General features: G+C 55.1%; 19 protein-coding genes. 1 reads left to right on the top strand and 18 read right to left on the bottom strand.

Annotated elements, in window-relative coordinates; genetic code table 11:
* From ACPLUI_RS03060 to gltX, 14 genes are all read right to left on the bottom strand, one after another.
* Window positions 1-771 (bottom strand): 2-oxoacid:ferredoxin oxidoreductase subunit beta (locus ACPLUI_RS03060; RefSeq protein ID WP_424658804.1); only part of this gene is annotated, 771 nt, incomplete at its 3' end.
* The gene (locus ACPLUI_RS03055) at window positions 755-1,915 is read right to left on the bottom strand and encodes a 2-oxoacid:acceptor oxidoreductase subunit alpha (RefSeq protein ID WP_424658803.1); all 1,161 of its coding nucleotides are present in this window, start codon (window positions 1,913-1,915) and stop codon (window positions 755-757) included. The genes ACPLUI_RS03055 and ACPLUI_RS03060, both read right to left, overlap by 17 nt.
* The gene (locus tag ACPLUI_RS03050; RefSeq protein WP_424658802.1) at window positions 1,915-2,133 is read right to left on the bottom strand and encodes a 4Fe-4S binding protein; all 219 of its coding nucleotides are present in this window, start codon (window positions 2,131-2,133) and stop codon (window positions 1,915-1,917) included. Before ACPLUI_RS03050 ends, ACPLUI_RS03055 begins: the two co-directional genes overlap by 1 nt.
* A gap of 269 nt (window positions 2,134-2,402) precedes the next feature.
* The gene (locus ACPLUI_RS03045) at window positions 2,403-3,059 is read right to left on the bottom strand and encodes a 2Fe-2S iron-sulfur cluster-binding protein (protein ID WP_424658801.1); all 657 of its coding nucleotides are present in this window, start codon (window positions 3,057-3,059) and stop codon (window positions 2,403-2,405) included.
* 63 nt (window positions 3,060-3,122) lie between these two features.
* Window positions 3,123-5,036, bottom strand: coding sequence for an NADH-ubiquinone oxidoreductase-F iron-sulfur binding region domain-containing protein (locus ACPLUI_RS03040; protein WP_424658800.1), 1,914 nt, complete (start codon window positions 5,034-5,036; stop codon window positions 3,123-3,125).
* Window positions 5,029-5,550 carry an NADH-quinone oxidoreductase subunit NuoE gene (nuoE, locus tag ACPLUI_RS03035; protein WP_424658799.1) on the bottom strand — a complete coding sequence of 174 codons (522 nt, stop codon included), beginning with the start codon at window positions 5,548-5,550 and terminating at the stop codon, window positions 5,029-5,031. The genes ACPLUI_RS03040 and nuoE overlap by 8 nt, the downstream gene beginning before the upstream one ends.
* A gap of 97 nt (window positions 5,551-5,647) precedes the next feature.
* Entirely contained in the window at window positions 5,648-5,986 is a 339-nt protein-coding gene (locus tag ACPLUI_RS03030) for a nucleotide pyrophosphohydrolase (protein WP_424658798.1), read from the bottom strand.
* Window positions 5,987-6,103: 117 nt separating this feature from the next.
* Window positions 6,104-6,748, bottom strand: a complete 645-nt coding sequence (sigH, locus tag ACPLUI_RS03025) for an RNA polymerase sporulation sigma factor SigH (RefSeq protein WP_424658797.1) — start codon at window positions 6,746-6,748, stop codon at window positions 6,104-6,106.
* A gap of 243 nt (window positions 6,749-6,991) precedes the next feature.
* Window positions 6,992-7,504 (bottom strand): NYN domain-containing protein, encoded by a 513-nt coding sequence (locus ACPLUI_RS03020; protein ID WP_424658796.1) that lies wholly within the window; start codon window positions 7,502-7,504, stop codon window positions 6,992-6,994.
* Window positions 7,482-8,252, bottom strand: coding sequence for a 23S rRNA (guanosine(2251)-2'-O)-methyltransferase RlmB (gene rlmB / locus ACPLUI_RS03015; protein WP_424658795.1), 771 nt, complete (start codon window positions 8,250-8,252; stop codon window positions 7,482-7,484). The genes ACPLUI_RS03020 and rlmB overlap by 23 nt, the downstream gene beginning before the upstream one ends.
* The gene (locus ACPLUI_RS03010; protein ID WP_424658806.1) at window positions 8,245-8,658 is read right to left on the bottom strand and encodes a Mini-ribonuclease 3; all 414 of its coding nucleotides are present in this window, start codon (window positions 8,656-8,658) and stop codon (window positions 8,245-8,247) included. Before ACPLUI_RS03010 ends, rlmB begins: the two co-directional genes overlap by 8 nt.
* Before the next feature lie 14 nt (window positions 8,659-8,672).
* Complete coding sequence (cysS, locus tag ACPLUI_RS03005) at window positions 8,673-10,124, bottom strand: cysteine--tRNA ligase (protein WP_424658794.1); 1,452 nt, start codon at window positions 10,122-10,124, stop codon at window positions 8,673-8,675.
* A gap of 106 nt (window positions 10,125-10,230) precedes the next feature.
* Window positions 10,231-10,968: a serine O-acetyltransferase gene (gene cysE, locus ACPLUI_RS03000; RefSeq protein ID WP_424658793.1), complete on the bottom strand. Its 738-nt coding sequence runs from the start codon at window positions 10,966-10,968 to the stop codon at window positions 10,231-10,233.
* Window positions 10,969-11,044: 76 nt separating this feature from the next.
* Window positions 11,045-12,496 (bottom strand): glutamate--tRNA ligase, encoded by a 1,452-nt coding sequence (gene gltX, locus ACPLUI_RS02995; protein WP_424658792.1) that lies wholly within the window; start codon window positions 12,494-12,496, stop codon window positions 11,045-11,047.
* Between the two features lie 218 nt (window positions 12,497-12,714).
* Here gltX and coaE point away from each other — a divergent pair, with 218 nt between their 5' ends.
* Window positions 12,715-13,326, top strand: coding sequence for a dephospho-CoA kinase (gene coaE, locus ACPLUI_RS02990; RefSeq protein ID WP_424658791.1), 612 nt, complete (start codon window positions 12,715-12,717; stop codon window positions 13,324-13,326).
* Window positions 13,327-13,412: 86 nt separating this feature from the next.
* Here the strand turns inward: coaE and ispF are convergent, their stop codons facing one another.
* From ispF to ACPLUI_RS02970, 4 genes are all read right to left on the bottom strand, one after another.
* Window positions 13,413-13,979: a 2-C-methyl-D-erythritol 2,4-cyclodiphosphate synthase gene (gene ispF, locus ACPLUI_RS02985; RefSeq protein ID WP_424658790.1), complete on the bottom strand. Its 567-nt coding sequence runs from the start codon at window positions 13,977-13,979 to the stop codon at window positions 13,413-13,415.
* 123 nt (window positions 13,980-14,102) lie between these two features.
* Window positions 14,103-14,801, bottom strand: coding sequence for a 2-C-methyl-D-erythritol 4-phosphate cytidylyltransferase (gene ispD, locus ACPLUI_RS02980; RefSeq protein WP_424658789.1), 699 nt, complete (start codon window positions 14,799-14,801; stop codon window positions 14,103-14,105).
* Window positions 14,794-15,933 carry a PIN/TRAM domain-containing protein gene (locus ACPLUI_RS02975; RefSeq protein ID WP_424658805.1) on the bottom strand — a complete coding sequence of 380 codons (1,140 nt, stop codon included), beginning with the start codon at window positions 15,931-15,933 and terminating at the stop codon, window positions 14,794-14,796. Before ACPLUI_RS02975 ends, ispD begins: the two co-directional genes overlap by 8 nt.
* 165 nt (window positions 15,934-16,098) lie before the next feature.
* A complete protein-coding gene (locus tag ACPLUI_RS02970) occupies window positions 16,099-16,575 on the bottom strand; it encodes a CarD family transcriptional regulator (protein ID WP_424658788.1) in 477 nt (158 codons plus the stop codon).
* Window positions 16,576-16,752: the final 177 nt, after the last annotated feature.

Below are 16,752 nucleotides of genomic sequence, written 5' to 3'. Positions count from 1 at the left end.
GTATTCGGGAGCTTCTCCCCGGTACAGCTCACCGATAATGATCTTGTCCTGCAGTTCCTCCGGGCTCATTTTTTCCGCTTGTTTCACCGTGACCGCATGTTCCTTCTGCCAGAGAAGCATTTGCAACCCGTTACCCATTTTATTACGCCGCCCGTACCCCACAGGGCAGGCGGTAATGGCCTCAATGACACTGAAGCCCTTGTTCCTGGCTCCGGCCACAATCAATTTTTCCAGCATGGTGGCATGATAGGTTGTGGCCCGGGCCACATAGGTGGCACCGGCACCTTTGGCCAGTTCGGCAATATCGAAGCTTCGCTCAATATTCCCGTAAGGAGCGGTAGTTGCCCTTTTGCCGGGAGGGGTAAGAGGTGAATATTGCCCTCCGGTCATACCGTAGATGCTATTGTTGAAAATGATGGCCGTCAGGTCTATATTGCGCCTGGCAGCGTGTATAAAGTGATTGCCACCGATAGCCGTGGCATCGCCGTCTCCCATCAACACAAAGACATGCAGTTCAGGCCTTGCTAGTTTTATACCGGTGGCAAAGGCCAGCGCACGACCGTGGGTAGTATGCAGAGTGTTGAAATCCAGATAACCCGCTGCTCTGGAAGAACAGCCGATACCGGAAACCACCACGGTTTTGTCCGGGTTTAAGCCCAGTTCCTCAATGGCCCTGACCAGTGCCGATAAAACTATGCCGTTGCCGCAACCGGGACACCAGATATGTGGAAACCGGTCGGACCGCAGGTGGGATTCAACCTGACTGAGCATCTGCTGTCACCCCCTTGATGGCGGACAGGATTTCGTCAAAGGTGATCAGTTCTCCGTTAAGCCTGTTAACTCCCGTCACCCCGACCCGGCCCTGCACGGCCCGCTCCACTTCTCCCCGCAGCTGACCCAGGTTCATCTCGGCCACGATGATGTGCCGCACCCGGCCAGCAAGTTCCGCCACCTCTTTTTCCGGGAAGGGCCAGATGGTTACCGGGCGGAACAGCCCCGCCCTTATACCCGCCGCCCGGGCATCTTTGACCGCCCGCCTGGCCGATCTGGCCACCGCACCATAGGCGATCACCACTACTTCCGCATCCTCCAGCTGGTAGCCCTCCACGGTCACCACATCATCCAGGTGATCATAAATTTTCCGGTGCAGCCTCAGGATTAAATTTTCGGCAACCTGAGGGTCGGTGCTGGGATTGCCTTTTTCATCGTGCACCAGCCCGGTAACGTGGTAACGGTAACCATCTCCAAAGTTGGCCATGGGTGGTACGCCATCATCACCGGGACGGTAGGGGTAATAATCTTCCGGCTCCACAGCAGGCTTTTTACGTTCAATTACCTGTACTTCCCCGGCACCGGGCAGCACCACACGTTCCCGCATGTGACCGATCACTTCGTCCATCAGCAGGATCACCGGCACCCGGTACTTTTCCGAAAGATTTACGGCCCGGATGGCCAGCATGTATGCCTCCCGTACCGAGGCTGGACAGAGGACGATGACCGGGTGATCGCCGTGTGTTCCCCACCTGGCCTGCATCACATCACCCTGGGCGGGAGCGGTGGGAATACCCGTACTGGGACCCCAGCGCTGTACATTGACAATCACGCAGGGAATTTCTGCGATAGCCGCATAGCCGATGTTTTCCTGCTTCAGCGAAAAACCCGGCCCGCTGGTGGCCGTAAGGGCCTTCACACCGGCCAGGGAAGCTCCTATGACCGCGGCCATACTGGCGATTTCGTCTTCCATTTGTATGAACTTACCGCCCATGCCGGGCAGACGCTCGGCCATCAGCTCGGCAATCTCCGTGGAGGGGGTGATGGGGTAACCGGCAAAAAAACGCACCCCAGCAGCCAGAGCCCCTTCCACCACAGCCTCGTTGCCCTGCATCAGGCGGGCCATTTCCACCACATCACTCATTATTCCTTCACCTCTATACCGATGGCAAAGTCCGGACAGTGGATCTCACACCGGCCGCAACCAACACAGCGGTCAGGATTTACCACCGAAACCTTGCCCGAAGCATTCAGGGAAAGTACCTCTCTGGGGCAAAGGGCTACGCAGATCCCGCACCCTTTGCACCAGCCTTCCCGCACCTCTATATTCACGGCTTGTTGAGCAACCATAACTTTAGCCATTGCCACCACCTCACGTTTTGTGCAACCTCTACTTGATTATACACGCAAGAGTTGTGCCAGAGCTTATGTAATTGCTGGCGGTCGGGGTAATAAGCGGCAGGCCTTGGACCATTACGGATTCAGAAAATAATAAAGCAGGAAGAAAGTACTTCCTGCCGCCTTAATTCCAGTATATTATCTCAAAGAGAAACCGGGGGTCATCTCACTCTGCGACACCAGGGTAAACTCTGGCAGTATTTCCGCCAAATCTGGTGCTCCCGGCAATTATCTCAGACTGAGATAATTGCAATTTCTTTCTCTGTAAGGGCACCCACGGGACAAACCTTGATACATTCGCCGCAACCAGTACAACCCGACTGGCTAAGGGGGACATCGCCAAAGGTGGTTACTCTGCGCTCAAATCCTCTTCCGGCAAAACCAAGCACTCCGGCACCTTTTTCCCGGCAGACCCACACACACCGCCCGCAGAGGACACACCTGTTGGGGTCGTAGCGCAATACCGGGCTGGAATCGTCCACCGGTAAATTGCGTTCCAGCTTTCTCAGCCGTTTCACCCGCAGAGGCCAGCGGCGTTCCCGGGCAATTTTCTGCAACTCGCAGGTACGGTTGCGGGAACAACTGGCGCAATCCAGGCGGTGATTGGACAAAAGGAGCTCAAAGGCCGTCAGCACCAGGCGGTCCACCCTCGGGCTGCGGGTGGACACCACCATCCCTTCCACCACGGGCTCGGTACAGGCGGTAACCGGGCGGGAGTAACCCTCGATCTCCACAAAGCACAACCGGCAGGCAGCAGCCGGGTGTTCTACCCCGGGAATGGCACAGAGGTTGGGGATGTAGATGCCGTTTTCCAGGGCTACCCGGAGCAGCTTTTCTCCTTCCCGCGCCTGCACGGCCCGGCCATCTATGGTTAAGGTGACTGTTCTCATGTCGAATCCTCCGACTCGTCTTGAAAATAGATTTGTCTGCCGTTTGCAAAACGGCAGCCATTTTTATGCTCTGTTGGTAGCTCCCCTTCCGGTCACCAGTTCCGGCGGGGAGAGTTTGACGACCGCTTTGTACTGGGGCGGGCAGGCCTCCAGGCAACTGGCACACTTGACGCACTTTTGCTGGTCTATAACTTTAATGCGGTCTTCATTGGCATAAATGGCCTCAACCGGGCAGCTGCCCACACAGGCATCACAGGAACGCTCACACTTTTCCGGGAGGATATAGTAGGCAATCAAATCCTGACACATCAGCGCCGGACAGCGACGTTCCTTGATATGGGCCTCGTATTCATCCCGGAAATACCTGAGAGTACTCAGCACGGGGTTGGGCGCCGTCCTGCCCAGGGCGCACAACGAACCTGCTTTGACGTCTTCAGCCAGCTCCTGAAGAAGTTCTATGTCACCGGGCCTGCCCCGTCCCTTGGTAATGGACTCCAGAATGTCCAGCATCTGCCTGGTTCCCAGACGACACATGGTGCACTTGCCACAGGATTCCTTCTGGGTAAAATCCAGGAAAAACCGGGCTATTTCCACCATGCAGTCATCCTCATCCAGGATGACCATCCCCCCGGAACCCATCATGGCTCCTGCCTGGCTCAAAGAATCGAAATCTATGGGCATATCCAGCGCAGCTTCAGGCAGGCAGCCTCCCGAAGGTCCACCAATCTGCACGGCTTTAAAGGCTTTGCCCCCGGGAATGCCACTTCCCACATCATAGACCAATTCTCTCAAGGTCGTGCCCATGGGCACCTCGGCCAGGCCGGTATTGACCACTTTCCCGGCCAGGGCGAAGACTGCTGTGCCGGGACTGCCGGGAGTTCCTATCCCCCTGAACCACTGTGCACCCCGCTCAATGATATGGGGCACGTAAGCCAGTGTCTTTACGTTGTTAATGACCGTGGGCTTACCCCACAAACCGGCAGTGGCCGGAAACGGCGGCCGGTGGCGGGGAAGGCCGGGCTCCCCTTCCATGGAGGCGATCAGAGCGGTTTCCTCGCCACACACGAAGGCCCCCGAACCCTGAAAAACATCCACATCAAAGCTGAAACTGCTCCCCAGGATACCGGTCCCTAATAGGCCGTACCGGCGGGCCTGTTCGATGGCCCTCTTCACCCGTTGCACGGCCAGGGGGTATTCAGCGCGGACATAGAAATAACCCCGCCGGGCTCCAACCGCGTAAGCGGCAATAGCCAGTCCCTCAAGCACTTCATGGGGGTTTGATTCCAGTATGGCCCGGTCCATAAAGGCTCCCGGGTCCCCTTCATCGGCGTTGCAAATAACATATTTCTCGTCCGCCGGCTCAAGACGACAGGTTTCCCACTTGCGACCGGTGGGGAAACCTGCTCCACCACGACCCCGCAGGCCGGAAGCCTTTATTTCTTCCACCACCCAACCGGGCTCCCGGGTCAGGGCTCTGGCCAGGGCGGCATACCCGCCCAGAGCGATATAGTGTTCGATTTCCTCCGGGTCAATGAGGCCACACTTATCCAGAATAACGGGCTTTTCAATCATTCCCCGCGGAAAGTCACCAAAGGACGGTACCATATCATTTGTTTCCAGGGCAGCCAGGGCGAATTCCAGACAGGGATCGTCACCACCCAGGAAATCCTGCACCAGTCGCGCGGCAATACCCGCAGTAACGTAACCATAGCTGATGGCCGGGAAACCCGGTTTATAAACGGTTACCAGGGGTTCCGCATAGCAATGCCCCATGCAACCCACTTCCAGGACCCGGGCGGTAATAGCGTGTTTTTCAAGCTCCTCTTTAATTACCTTTAAAACCTCAAGAGCTCCAGCTGCGCGGCCGCAAGTGGCCGTGCCGACCAGGATCAAGGGGTGCTCCCGCAGCCTCTCCCAGGCAGTCCTGGATTCCTGCTGCAATTTTTTATATGTTTCCGCCACTATGCTGCTACTCAACCGGTTCCCCTTCTTTCTGACCTTTCCGGATTTCAACGCCATAGGAAAAGAGCAACCCGTCCACCCGGGTGGGGGTTACCCTGCCGTGCACCTCGTCATCGATCACGGTAACCGGTGCCATGGTGCAGCACCCCACGCAGGCCACCCTTTCCAGGCTGAATTCCCGGTCCGGCGTAACCTGGTTAACGTCAATGCCCAGGCGCCTCTTCCAGCAGTCCAGGATGATATGGCCCCCCTTCATGTGGCAGGCCGTACCCATGCATACCCTGACCTTGTGCCGGCCGGGAGGAACGAGGCGAAACTGGTTGTAAAAAGTAACCACGCTGTAGACGTCCACGGGCGGGATGTCCAGGTGTCGCGCCACTTCCTCCATGGCCACCGCAGGTACATAGCCCAGGTTTTCCTGGACCTGCTGTAAAATTGGAATGAGATTACCCCGCTCACGGGAATAATGTTTAAGAATGTTCACGGTCCGTTCCACGGCAACTCTTTTTTCTTCTTCCGTTATCTGCATAGACATCTCTCCCGAAACCTGATCCCTCCATAATCATAACGCCAAATATATTAAGGATCAATAATATTAATTAATTTTAAAAAACACTGGAAGCCAGCTAACGGTATCTGCCCCGGTAGGTGTCCGCAGGATATTTCCGGGCATTGGCCTCCATTTTCCGCTTTACCGCCCGGGCCAGATCAATGCCTGCAGCATTGGCCATGGCCAGACAGTAAATCAAAACATCGGCCAGCTCCTCCTCCACCCGTAATAAAAGCTCCGGCGTCAGCTCACGTTCGTCCGACCACTGGAAAAGCTCCATCAGCTCGGCAGCCTCAATGGCCACGGACATGGCCAGATTTTTGGGCGTATGAAACTTCTCCCAGTCCCTCTCCTTCACAAACGCAGCCACCATATCCTTTAAATCCTGCAGCGCTGTCCGGGTATCTCCAAACATTTGGACACAACTCCTTCTTGAAAATTACGAGGAAATTCACCTCGAAAAGCAGGAAATTGAGTCCCGAGGTCAAATAAAAAGAAAAAGGGCTACTTGACAGTAACCCTTATCAACCAGTTAATGATTTCGCTTTTCGAGGTACCTTTCCAACTTACGTTTGACCCGTTGCAAGGCGTTGTCAATGGATTTGACGTGGCGCTTCAGGTCCTCGGCAATTTCCTGGTAGGACTTGCCCTCCAGGTAGGACATGAGCACCTTCCATTCCAGAGAGCTCAGGATTTCACCCATTTTTTCTTCAATATCGTAAAACTCCTCCCGGCTAATAATTAATTCCTCCGGGTCGGCAATCCTGGTACCGGAGATGACATCCAGAAGGGTGCGGTCTGAATCTTCATCGTAAATAGGCTTGTTCAAAGAAACGTAAGAGTTCAAAGGTATGTGCTTTTGCCGGGTGGCCGTTTTAATAGCGGTAATGATTTGCCTGGTGATACAAAGTTCTGCAAAGGCGCGGAAGGACGAAAGCTTGTCTAACCGGAAGTCACGAATAGCCTTGTAAAGGCCAATCATCCCTTCCTGAATGATGTCCTCCCGGTCGGCCCCGATGAGGAAGTAGGAACGTGCCTTAGCCCGCACAAAGTTCTTGTACTTGTTAATCAAGTACTCCAGCGCGGCATCATCACCTTCGCGGGCGTATTCAACCACTTCCTCATCGTCCATCATGTGATAACAGGTCGCACATTCCCTCTGGACGCTCAGACTCACAGTATCCCCCCCGCTTTGTGTGTCCGGCTTTCCCGCCCGAAACAAAAGAAAAAATAAAAGCCTTTTCCGCCGTTAATCAGAAGTCCGGGTAAATATGGATCCCGACTCTTTTTTCTTTAAACGGAACGGAGCAAAGGCATTTCCCGTACCTCTTTCTTTAATTTTTACCTAACTAATTATATCTCAGGCCGGATAACCCGTCAAGCAAAAATAGGACTTGCTTTCGTTTCACGATCGCCGCGGCTAGTCCTTTTTTCTTCGCCAGCGCTCAAAAATCATGCGAATCTCATCCACCAAGCGGTTTTCCAGGTATCCATCCGCAGGCCGCCCGGTTGAGTAATGCTTTTTTCCTTCCTCCCGGGTAAGCTGTATTTTTTTCCAGAGCTCCCTCGGCGTGATCCTGTATGCACCCCGCCCCAGAATCATCCGCTGCTCAGCCCAGTCGTAAGTGGCCACATAAACCGTCCCGCGCCGGGAAAGCTCACCGACCAGTCTCTCGATAACCGCATCGGCGGTTTCTCCCTCAGGAGTATAAATTACCTGCACTCCGTCGACGGTTTCCGACCGGTCCCCGCCCTGTTTCACCTGGTGGGCATCAAAAACCACCACCACGTGCTCCCCGGTCAAAGCAGCATAATTAACCAGAATATCCACCAACCGGGTACGTGCATGTTCCAAACTGGACCCGGATAGCTGTTCCAGCTCCGGCCAGGCGTGAATTATGTTATACCCGTCAACGATCAGGTACTCTTCCATGGACCTGTCTCCTCTGCCTGACCACCTCGTAGGCCAGCAGAGCTGTCGCCACCGAGGCGTTCAGGGAGCTGACCTGCCCGGCCATGGGCAGTCTGACAAGCTGATCGCACCTCTCCCGCACCAGTCTCCCCAGGCCTTTATCTTCCCCACCTATCACCAGGGCAACCGGACCGTCCAGACGCACATCCCAATACAGGTCCTCAGCCGTCCCGCAGGCCCCCACCACCCAGATTCCCCGCTCCTGCAGAAAGGTGATGGTCCGGGCCAAATTGGGTACCCTCGCCACCCGGACATATTCCATAGCTCCGCAGGAAGCCTTGGCCACTGCCGGGGTAAGGGCTGCCGAACGGTGGCGGGTAATAATCACACCGTGCACCCCTGCAGCATCAGCCGTACGCAAAATAGCCCCCAGATTGTGCGGGTCGGTGATCTCATTGAGCAGAATTAAAAAGGGGGCCTCGGGGTACGCGGCAGCCAGGATGTCCTCCACGGAAACGTACTCTTTGGCCGCGGCTACGGCAACAACACCCTGGTGCGGGACATCCTTAACCAGCCCGTTCAGATGGGAGCGTTCCACGAACTGGACAGGTATCCCCCTTTCCCGGGCCAGATTGAGGATTTCACCGAGTGGTGCGCCTGCAGTTCCTCTGGCCACCAGCAGTTTATTTATGGACCTGTTAGCCAGAATAGCTTCTTTGACCGGATGACGGCCGGCTATGATGTTTTCACAAGCCGCCTTTTCAGTCACCCTTTTCCACCACCTGACGGGCCAGAGAGACAATTTCCTCCAGGCGCTCGTTCTGCCCTGATAGATAAAGGTAACCTATAAGACTTTCCAACCCCGTACTGTAGCGGTAGCTGATTACATCAGAGCCCCGGGGAGGATGACCACTCCGGGCATTCCGGCCCCGCCTGGCAACAGCAGCTTCCACTTCGGTGAGTTCATCCTTCAGGGCTCGCATTACCCTCGCCTGTGCATCGGCCCGTACATATTTTATGGCTTCCCGATGCAGTTGATTCACACTTACAAGTCCCCGGGTCACCAGATATTGACGAATCGCCAGCTCATACGCGGCATCGCCAACATAGGCCAGGACCAGGGCCGGCAACTGCTCGGCATTGGGGATGATCTCGCCACGCAGGCTCAAAGTCAAGGTAGCCAAACCCCTTATCCCTGCCTCTTCCAGCGGACACCGCCGGGAGTATCTTCCAGAATGATGCCGAGTTCTTTCAAACGGTCCCGGATGTGATCAGCGGTGGCCCAGTCCTTTCTGGCCCTGGCCTGCTGCCGCACTTCCAGCAGTAAATCGAGCAGGGCCTCCTCAAGGCCGTTGCTTTTTGCGTGCCGTCCCTCGATTAAGATACGACCGGTTCCTTCTTCAACCCGGAAAAGACCCAGCACTTCGTTAAAGGATTGGAAAAGGTTCATCGCTTTTTCCAGGGCCTCCCGACAGGGGTACTCTCCGGTGTTATGCAGGTAAGCATTTACTTCCCGGGCCAGTTCGAAGCAAATGGCCACCGCCAGGGCAGTATTGAAATCGTCGTCCATGGCAGCCACAAAATCCTGGTGGTATTTCCCCAGAGCGGCTATAAATTCCTCATCTTCGGGTTTTACCCGGTCCCGGGAGGGACGTTCCAGGGCTTCGGTCAACAGGCGAATGCTGTTTTTAAAACGGTCCAACCCCCGCCCCGCGGCAGCCATCTTTTCATCATCAAAATCAAGCGGACTGCGGTAATGGGTGGAGAGAAGGAAAAAACGCACTACCTCCGGGGGGAATTTATCAAGAATTTCCCTTACCAGGAAGAAATTGCCCAGAGATTTGGACATTTTCTCCTGGTTGACAGTAATGAATCCGTTATGCATCCAATAGCGCACGAAAGGCTGGCCGGTAGCCGCCTCGGCCTGGGCAATCTCGTTCTCGTGATGGGGAAAGACCAGGTCGAAACCTCCTCCGTGAATGTCGAAGTTATGCCCCAGGTATTTCAGAGCCATGGCCGAGCATTCAATATGCCAGCCAGGACGCCCTTTACCCCACGGGCTGTCCCAGGCCGGTTCCCCGGGTTTGGCAGCCTTCCAGAGGGCGAAATCCATAGGGTGTTTTTTACGGGGATCCACCTCTACGCGGGCTCCCGCCTGCATCTCATCCAGGGTGCGCCCCGACAGCTTGCCGTATTCCGGAAAGGCTCTTATATCAAAATAGACGTCTTTATCAACTACATAAGCAGCCTTTTTCTCGACGAGTGCGCTTATGAGATCGATAATTTCCGGGATATGTTCGGAAACCCTGGGGTGTACATCGGCCGGGCGCACGTTCAGGGCACCGGCATCCCGGAAGTATTCGTCGATATATTTACGGGCCAGGGCCAGGGCGTCTACTCCTTCTTCCCGGGCCCGGTTGATGATCTTATCATCGACGTCTGTAAAGTTTTGCACATACTTAACCTGGAAACCCCTGTACCGGAAGTAACGGCGCACGGTGTCAAAGAAGACGAGAGGCCGGGCATTGCCCAGGTGGATGAAGTTATAGGTAGTCGGCCCGCATACGTACATATCGACCCGCCCCGGTTCCCGGGGAACAAATTTTTCCTTGCGTCTGGTCAAAGTATTGTATATTTCCATGGAACACTCGCTCCTCTAAACCCGCGTTATAAGATACAGTCGCATAACCACCCGGGGCGGTGTCGTCCCCCGTCGCCTCCGTGCTATGGGTCGGACGGACCGCCCCTCACGACTCGTTGGTCCGGGAAAAGACACCCTGCACCACAGCGTCACAGGACTTCAAGGGTTCGGCCGGCTTGTTGTCCGCCAGCTTTTTCTCCAGTTCCAGGACCCGTTTTTCCAGGCGCTCAATGTTGTGCATGAGGCAGTTGATCACTTCCGCCACAGGGTCGGGCAGCAGGTCGTGACGCAGGTCAATATCCGGCGCGCTGGCCGCACCCACCCGCCTGCCGTCCTGGATGACCACCTTGCCGGGCACCCCCACCACGGTGCTGTTGGGAGGTACGGGCTTGAGTACCACCGACCCGGCGCCGATCTTGGAATTGTCCCCCACGGTAAAGGAACCCAGGATCTTGGCGCCGGCGCTGATGACCACATTGTTGCCGATGGTGGGGTGGCGCTTTCCCTTCTCCTTCCCGGTTCCCCCCAGGGTTACCCCCTGGTAGATGGTCACATTGTCACCAATTTCCGCAGTCTCCCCGATGACCACCCCGGCTCCGTGGTCAATGAACAATCCCTGACCGATCTTGGCCCCGGGGTGTATTTCAATCTGGGTGAGGAAACGCGAGATGTGAGAAATCAAGCGGGCAATGGTGAAAAGCCGCTTCCGGTAAAAGAAGTGAGCTATCCGGTGCATGATAATAGCATGCAGGCCGGGATAGCAGAGCAGCACTTCCAGGAGGTTTTTGGCCGCCGGGTCCCGCTCAAACACTGCCTGTATATCACGCTTCAGCTGCTTGAACATAGCCTACCCCCCAGATCTGGAAGTTGGAGGTTGGAGGTTGGTCTGAAGAAGCCTTCGCCCGGGCAGTTCACCATGCTCACCCCGCGTACCGGGCCAGGCGGGCCAGCACCTTTTCTTTGCCCAGAAGGGGAATGACCTGGTAAAGTTCCGGGCCGTGAGTGCGACCGGTAAGAGCCACCCTGATGGGCAGGTAAACCATCCGCCCACCCAAACCCAGTTCCCTGGGTAGCTTTTTCAATATGCCCCGGGCACTTTCTTCGTTCAATTCATCTGTAGCCTCGATTTTCTCCGCCAGGGCGGCCAGCACGCGGGGAACCTGCTCCCCGGCCAGCACCGAGCGGGCCTCTTCATCTTCCGGCTCCACTTCCGGCGCAAAGAAAATATCCACGTACCGGGTGATCTCGGACAGGTTGGTCAGGTAATCCCGCACGGCGGCCACCAACTGCTTCAACCACCGGTATTTCTCCGGAGTTACTTCTCCGCCAATATACCCGGCCTTTTGCAAAAAAGGTATGGCCAGGTCGGTAATCCGCTCCAGGGAACTTTGACGAATGTAGTGGCCGTTCAACCAGTTAAGCTTGTCCAGGTCAAAAACAGCCGGATTTTTAGCCACCCGCTCGAGAGAAAACTGTCGCTTCAATTCTTCCAGAGTAAAAATTTCCTCTTCGCCTCCGGGAGACCAGCCCAAAAGGGCCAGAAAGTTGACCAGGGCTTCGGGAAGGTAGCCCATCTCCCGGTACTGCTCAATGGATGTGGCCCCGTGCCGCTTGCTCATCTTGGTGCGATCCTGGCCGAGAATCAGCGAAACGTGAGCAAATCTGGGCACCGGCCAATTGAAGGCCCTGTAAAGGAGAATCTGCCGCGGCGTATTGGACAGGTGCTCCTCCGCCCGGATGACGTGTGTAATGCCCATGGCATGGTCATCCACCACCACGGCAAAGTTGTAGGTGGGAATACCATCGGACTTAACGATAATAAAGTCGCCGATACCGTCCACATCAAAGGAAACTTCCCCGCGTACCAGGTCCTGCACGGTAATGGTTTCCCCGGAGGGGACCGCGAAACGCAGTACCGGCCGGCGCCCCTCAGCTTCCAGACGGCGCCGGTCCTCTTCGCACAGGTGACGGCAACGGCCGGTATAACGGGGCATCTCGCCCCGGGCCAGCAGAGCCTCCCGTTCGGCAGCCAGCTCTTCTTCAGTACAGTAACAATAATAGGCCCACCCGTTTTCTAAAAGCTGCCGGGCATAAGTTTGATAAATGGAAAGCCGCTCCGTCTGCCGGTAAGGACCGTGGGGACCGCCCACTTCGATCCCCTCGTCCCAGTCCAGACCCAGCCAGCGTAAAGCAGCCAGGATGTTTTTCTCGGATTCCCGGGAAGAACGTTCCAGATCGGTATCTTCGATGCGTACAATAAAAGTACCACCTTGATTGCGGGCAAATAGCCAGTTAAATAAGGCCGAACGAGCCCCTCCGATATGTAACGGGCCGGTGGGGCTGGGAGCAAATCTGACTCTGACGCCGGACAAAAATAGTCCTCCTCTGCTCAAAAGATTTTTAAAAGCTCATTATTCGACCCATATTATATCACCGGCCCGGTGGAGAGGCAACTTTTGAATGGAGTCCACAACCTTGCAAGACCTTCCACGCGGGGTTAGAATAATGACATATAAAAACCCTGGGTGCGATTGATGCCCGGCGGCGTCTACCACCACAGGATGGAAACAACAAAGGACGGGTAAATACCATGATTGCCGGTCTGACGGGAAGTATTGCTACTGGTAAAAGTACGGTTGCGAAGTTATTCCAAGAACTGGGAGCATACGTTATTGATTTTGACGTTCTGGCTCACGAAACTATGCGCCCGGGGCTGAAGGCCTGGCGTGAGATTGTTGAATTTTTTGGAACCGAAATTCTCAACCCGGACCAAACCATCAACCGCAAAAAGCTCGGCTCCCTGGTCTTCGAGGACCCGGAAAAACTGGCCCGGTTGAACCAGATCGTACACCCGGCAGTTTTTGAAGAGGACCGGAAAATTACCGCGCAAATTTTAGCCCGGGACCCCGGAGCATTGATTATCAAGGAAATCCCCCTGTTGATCGAAGCGGGAGCAGGACACCTCGTGGAAAAAATCATTGTGGTGCACGCCTCTCCCGGGGTGCAGCTCCAAAGGCTTTTGGACCGCGGCCTCAACCGGGATGAAGCACTCAAAAGAATTAACGCCCAGGCTCCCCTGAGCGAAAAAATGAAATGGGCCGACTTTGTGATTTACAACGATGGCGATCTGGAAGAAACCAGAAAGCAGGTCGAAAAAGTTTATCAGCAACTGGTAAGCTGCGCGTCCGTCGAGGGTCAATAAATTACACCTGCCTAAACGGTTACGGTACTGCAGCAGATGGCCGTATGGACACCTATCCGGCTTCTCCCCATCATACCGGGACGACCTCAAGAAGAGACAACGGTAACCACGGCATAAGCCGCTATCCCCTCACCGGTGCCGGTAAAGCCCAGGCCCTCGGTGGTTGTAGCCTTGACGTTGACGCAACCTGCATCAATATTGAGGGACCTGGCGATATTAGATTCCATGCCGGGGATGTACGGGGACAGCCGGGGAGCCTGAGCTACCACCACCGCATCAATGTTGTTAACCGTAAACCCCTCCCCGGCCAGAAGCCGGCCTACACGTTCCAGCAGGAGAAGGCTGGAAATGCCCGCATACCGGGGATCGCGGTCGGGGAAGTGGTACCCGATGTCCCTCTGCCCGGCCGCACCCAGCAGGGCATCCATAACGGCATGAACCAGCACATCGGCATCGGAATGGCCCTCCAACCCCCGGTCAAACGGCACGCTCACCCCCCCGAGAATCAGGGGTCGCCCGGCTACCAGCCGGTGCACATCATAACCAAAACCGACCCGTACACGGGAAGCACCGCCAGCACATTTCCTCTTTTTGTTGTATAAAGTGATCGCTTTGGGAACTGCCAGGTATATAAAAACGAATATCATCAGCACAAAAAAAATCTCGAGCGGTTTCACATTTATCTCCCCGTCAGTTACCTGAAAAAATATATCTTAACTTAAGTACGTAACTAACGCATTAAGTGCGTAACCAACGCAACCACTGGGGTGGTGCGTCTACGACCTCTCCCACTGCCGGAGCAGCGCTTCCGCCACAGCCAGATCCTCGGGTGTGGTGATCTTGATATTCCGGTAGGAGCCGGGCACCAGCTTGACGCGGTAACCCAGGGCTTCTACGAGGGAGGCATCGTCGGTGGCCGTAATTTTTCCCACTTCCGCCCTCAGGTGCGCTTCCCGGAGCAGGGAAAGCCTGAAGGCCTGAGGGGTCTGGGTCAGCCACAGGGACTCCCGGGGCAGGGTGCGCACGACAAAACCGTCAGCCCCCACTTCCTTCACCGTGTCCTTTACCGGTACCGCGAGAGTGGCCGCCCCCCAGCGCATGGCCTCGGAAGCTACTGTCACCAGCTCCTCCACGCCCACCAGCGGCCGGGCACCGTCATGGACGAGCACTATTTCCGCCTCCGGAGGCAGGGCCTCCAATCCCCTGCGTACGGAATCCTGCCGCCGCTCCCCGCCGGGAACTACGGCCAGCAGCTTGCGGCAGCGCCATTCCTGACGGGCCAGCCGGGACGCACGGGTAATTTCACTTTCGGCCACGACCAGAATATAACCTTTAACAGGTACGGCCTCCTCAAAAACCAGCAAGCTCCGGGCCAGGACAGGTAAGCCGGAAAGGGGCAGGAACTGTTTATTTATTCCCTGCCCCATCCGAACGGAACGTCCCGCAGCAACCACAATGCCAAAAATATTATCCAAGGGCGTTCACCCCGTTGTACCGCACATTTTGTGCCTCCTGCCGCTGTTCCTGCCGCGGGCGGGCAAAAATCATCCGGCCGGCCGCAGTCTGCAAAACACTGGTTACCAGCACACTGATGGTTTGCCCCATATATTTTTTACCGCCGTCCACCACGATCATGGTGCCATCATCAAGGTAACCCACTCCCTGACCGGCCTCCTTACCATCCCTCACCACCTGCACGGTCATTTCTTCTCCCGGCAAGACCACCGGTTTAATGGCGTTGGCCAGTTCATTGATGTTGAGCACCTTCACGCCGTGAAGCTCGGCCACCTTGTTCAGGTTAAAATCGTTGGTCATTATTTTGGCACCCAACCGCTGTGCCAGCTTCACAAGCTTGGAATCTACTTCGGCCACATCGTCAAGACCCCGCACATTGTCTATAATCTGTACCTTCACAGGGGAATTCTTACGCATCTGGTTTAAAATATCCAGCCCCCGGCGGCCACGGTTACGCTTCAGCACATCCGGAGAATCAGCGATATGTCTGAGCTCCTCCAGTACAAAGGCAGGGACTAAAAGAGTACCTTCGATAAAACCGCTTTCAACCAGGTCGGCTATGCGCCCGTCTATGATTACACTGGTATCCAGCAGCTTGTAATTTGACTGGCGGTTTTCCAACCGGGAAGCCTTTTCCCTGCCGAACCGGGGAAAATTGCTGAACAAGCCGAGCAATTCCTCCCGCTTCTTCACGGCCACGCTCATGCCCAGATATGCTAAAAGCAGCGTACCCAGGATCCAGATCAACCTGCCTACAGGTCCCAGAACGAAAAGAATTGAACCTAATAAATTAGCAATTATGAGTCCAATAATCAAGCCTACAGAACCTATAACAAGGTCCTGGGTGGGTGTCCTGGAGAGACGCTGTTCCAGGAAAGAAGTCAAGCGCAGCGCCCCGCGAATAATAGGAGAAGCCAGCAACAGGCCCAGAACCAGCCCCACCAGTGTGCTAAGGGCAAGGATACCGAACTTCAGCTGGGGTAAACCGGCTGGAAGGGAAAATAAACCCCTGTCCAGGGTGAGTAAGCCCGCATAAAAGCCGGAGGCTGCAAAAAGCATGATCAGCAGAAAAAAAATAATGCGCCTGAGCAGTTTCATCACCTCCCTTTCTCTTTCTTTTCTCTTATTTGCATTATTATTTACACCACTGACACTTATATTATAGTCCCCTGGGACAACCACTTCAACTAAAAATTGGAGAATCTTACCTGCAATTTACCCGTAAAAAAGAAAACACGCCATGATAACCGGCGTGCATCAGGCAAATGCGCTGTCTACCAGAGACTGAGCCTTTTCTTCCTCCAGCTCGGTAGCCAGAGCCAGCTCACTGATTAGTATTTGACGTGCATTTTCCAGCATTTTTCTCTCCCCGGAAGAAAGGCCTTTTTCCTTTTCCCGTTTGGCCAGGTTGCGTACCACTTCGGCTACCTCGTATATATCACCGCTGCGCATTTTTTCCAGGTTGGCTCTGTAGCGCCGGTTCCAGTTGGTGGACATGGCGGTGCTTTTTCCCTTGAGAATACTGATTACCTTGGGAACGCTCGCCCGGTCGATAACTTCCCGCAGGCCAACCTCCCGGCAGTTGGAGATGGGAATCATTACCTTCATATCACCTACGGGTAAACGCAAAATATAATACTGCTTCTTCTCTCCGAGGACTTCTTTTTCTTCAATAGCTTCGATGATCCCTGCCCCGTGCATGGGGTACACGACTTTATCACCAACTTTAAACAACGCCGGACCCCCTTAAAACAAAACTTTACACTGCCATTATTATAGCACGGACACAGCTTCTTGTCAAGAAACTATAATTTTAGCATAGCTACCATACGGTGTCAACAGCAATTTTGGCAACTTGTCGTCGGACTGTGATATTGTCACCCTGTAAGCGGTCTGAGAAAATGTCACCAT

The organism is Desulfofundulus sp., assembly GCF_049701015.1.
Taxonomy (GTDB): domain Bacteria; phylum Bacillota; class Desulfotomaculia; order Desulfotomaculales; family Desulfovirgulaceae; genus Desulfofundulus.
Note: the sequence above shows the minus strand (reverse complement) of the source record. Positions and strands in the feature narration are given on the sequence as shown.

Coding starts and splice junctions, on each gene's coding strand:
- ACPLUI_RS03055 (WP_424658803.1), bottom strand. CDS start 1,915: ATGAGTGATGTGGTGGAAATGGCCCGCCTGATGCAGGGCAACGAGGCT.
- ACPLUI_RS03050 (WP_424658802.1), bottom strand. CDS start 2,133: ATGGCTAAAGTTATGGTTGCTCAACAAGCCGTGAATATAGAGGTGCGG.
- ACPLUI_RS03045 (WP_424658801.1), bottom strand. CDS start 3,059: ATGAGAACAGTCACCTTAACCATAGATGGCCGGGCCGTGCAGGCGCGG.
- nuoE (WP_424658799.1), bottom strand. CDS start 5,550: ATGCAGATAACGGAAGAAGAAAAAAGAGTTGCCGTGGAACGGACCGTG.
- ACPLUI_RS03030 (WP_424658798.1), bottom strand. CDS start 5,986: ATGTTTGGAGATACCCGGACAGCGCTGCAGGATTTAAAGGATATGGTG.
- ACPLUI_RS03020 (WP_424658796.1), bottom strand. CDS start 7,504: ATGGAAGAGTACCTGATCGTTGACGGGTATAACATAATTCACGCCTGG.
- cysS (WP_424658794.1), bottom strand. CDS start 10,124: ATGGAAATATACAATACTTTGACCAGACGCAAGGAAAAATTTGTTCCC.
- cysE (WP_424658793.1), bottom strand. CDS start 10,968: ATGTTCAAGCAGCTGAAGCGTGATATACAGGCAGTGTTTGAGCGGGAC.
- coaE (WP_424658791.1), top strand. CDS start 12,715: ATGATTGCCGGTCTGACGGGAAGTATTGCTACTGGTAAAAGTACGGTT.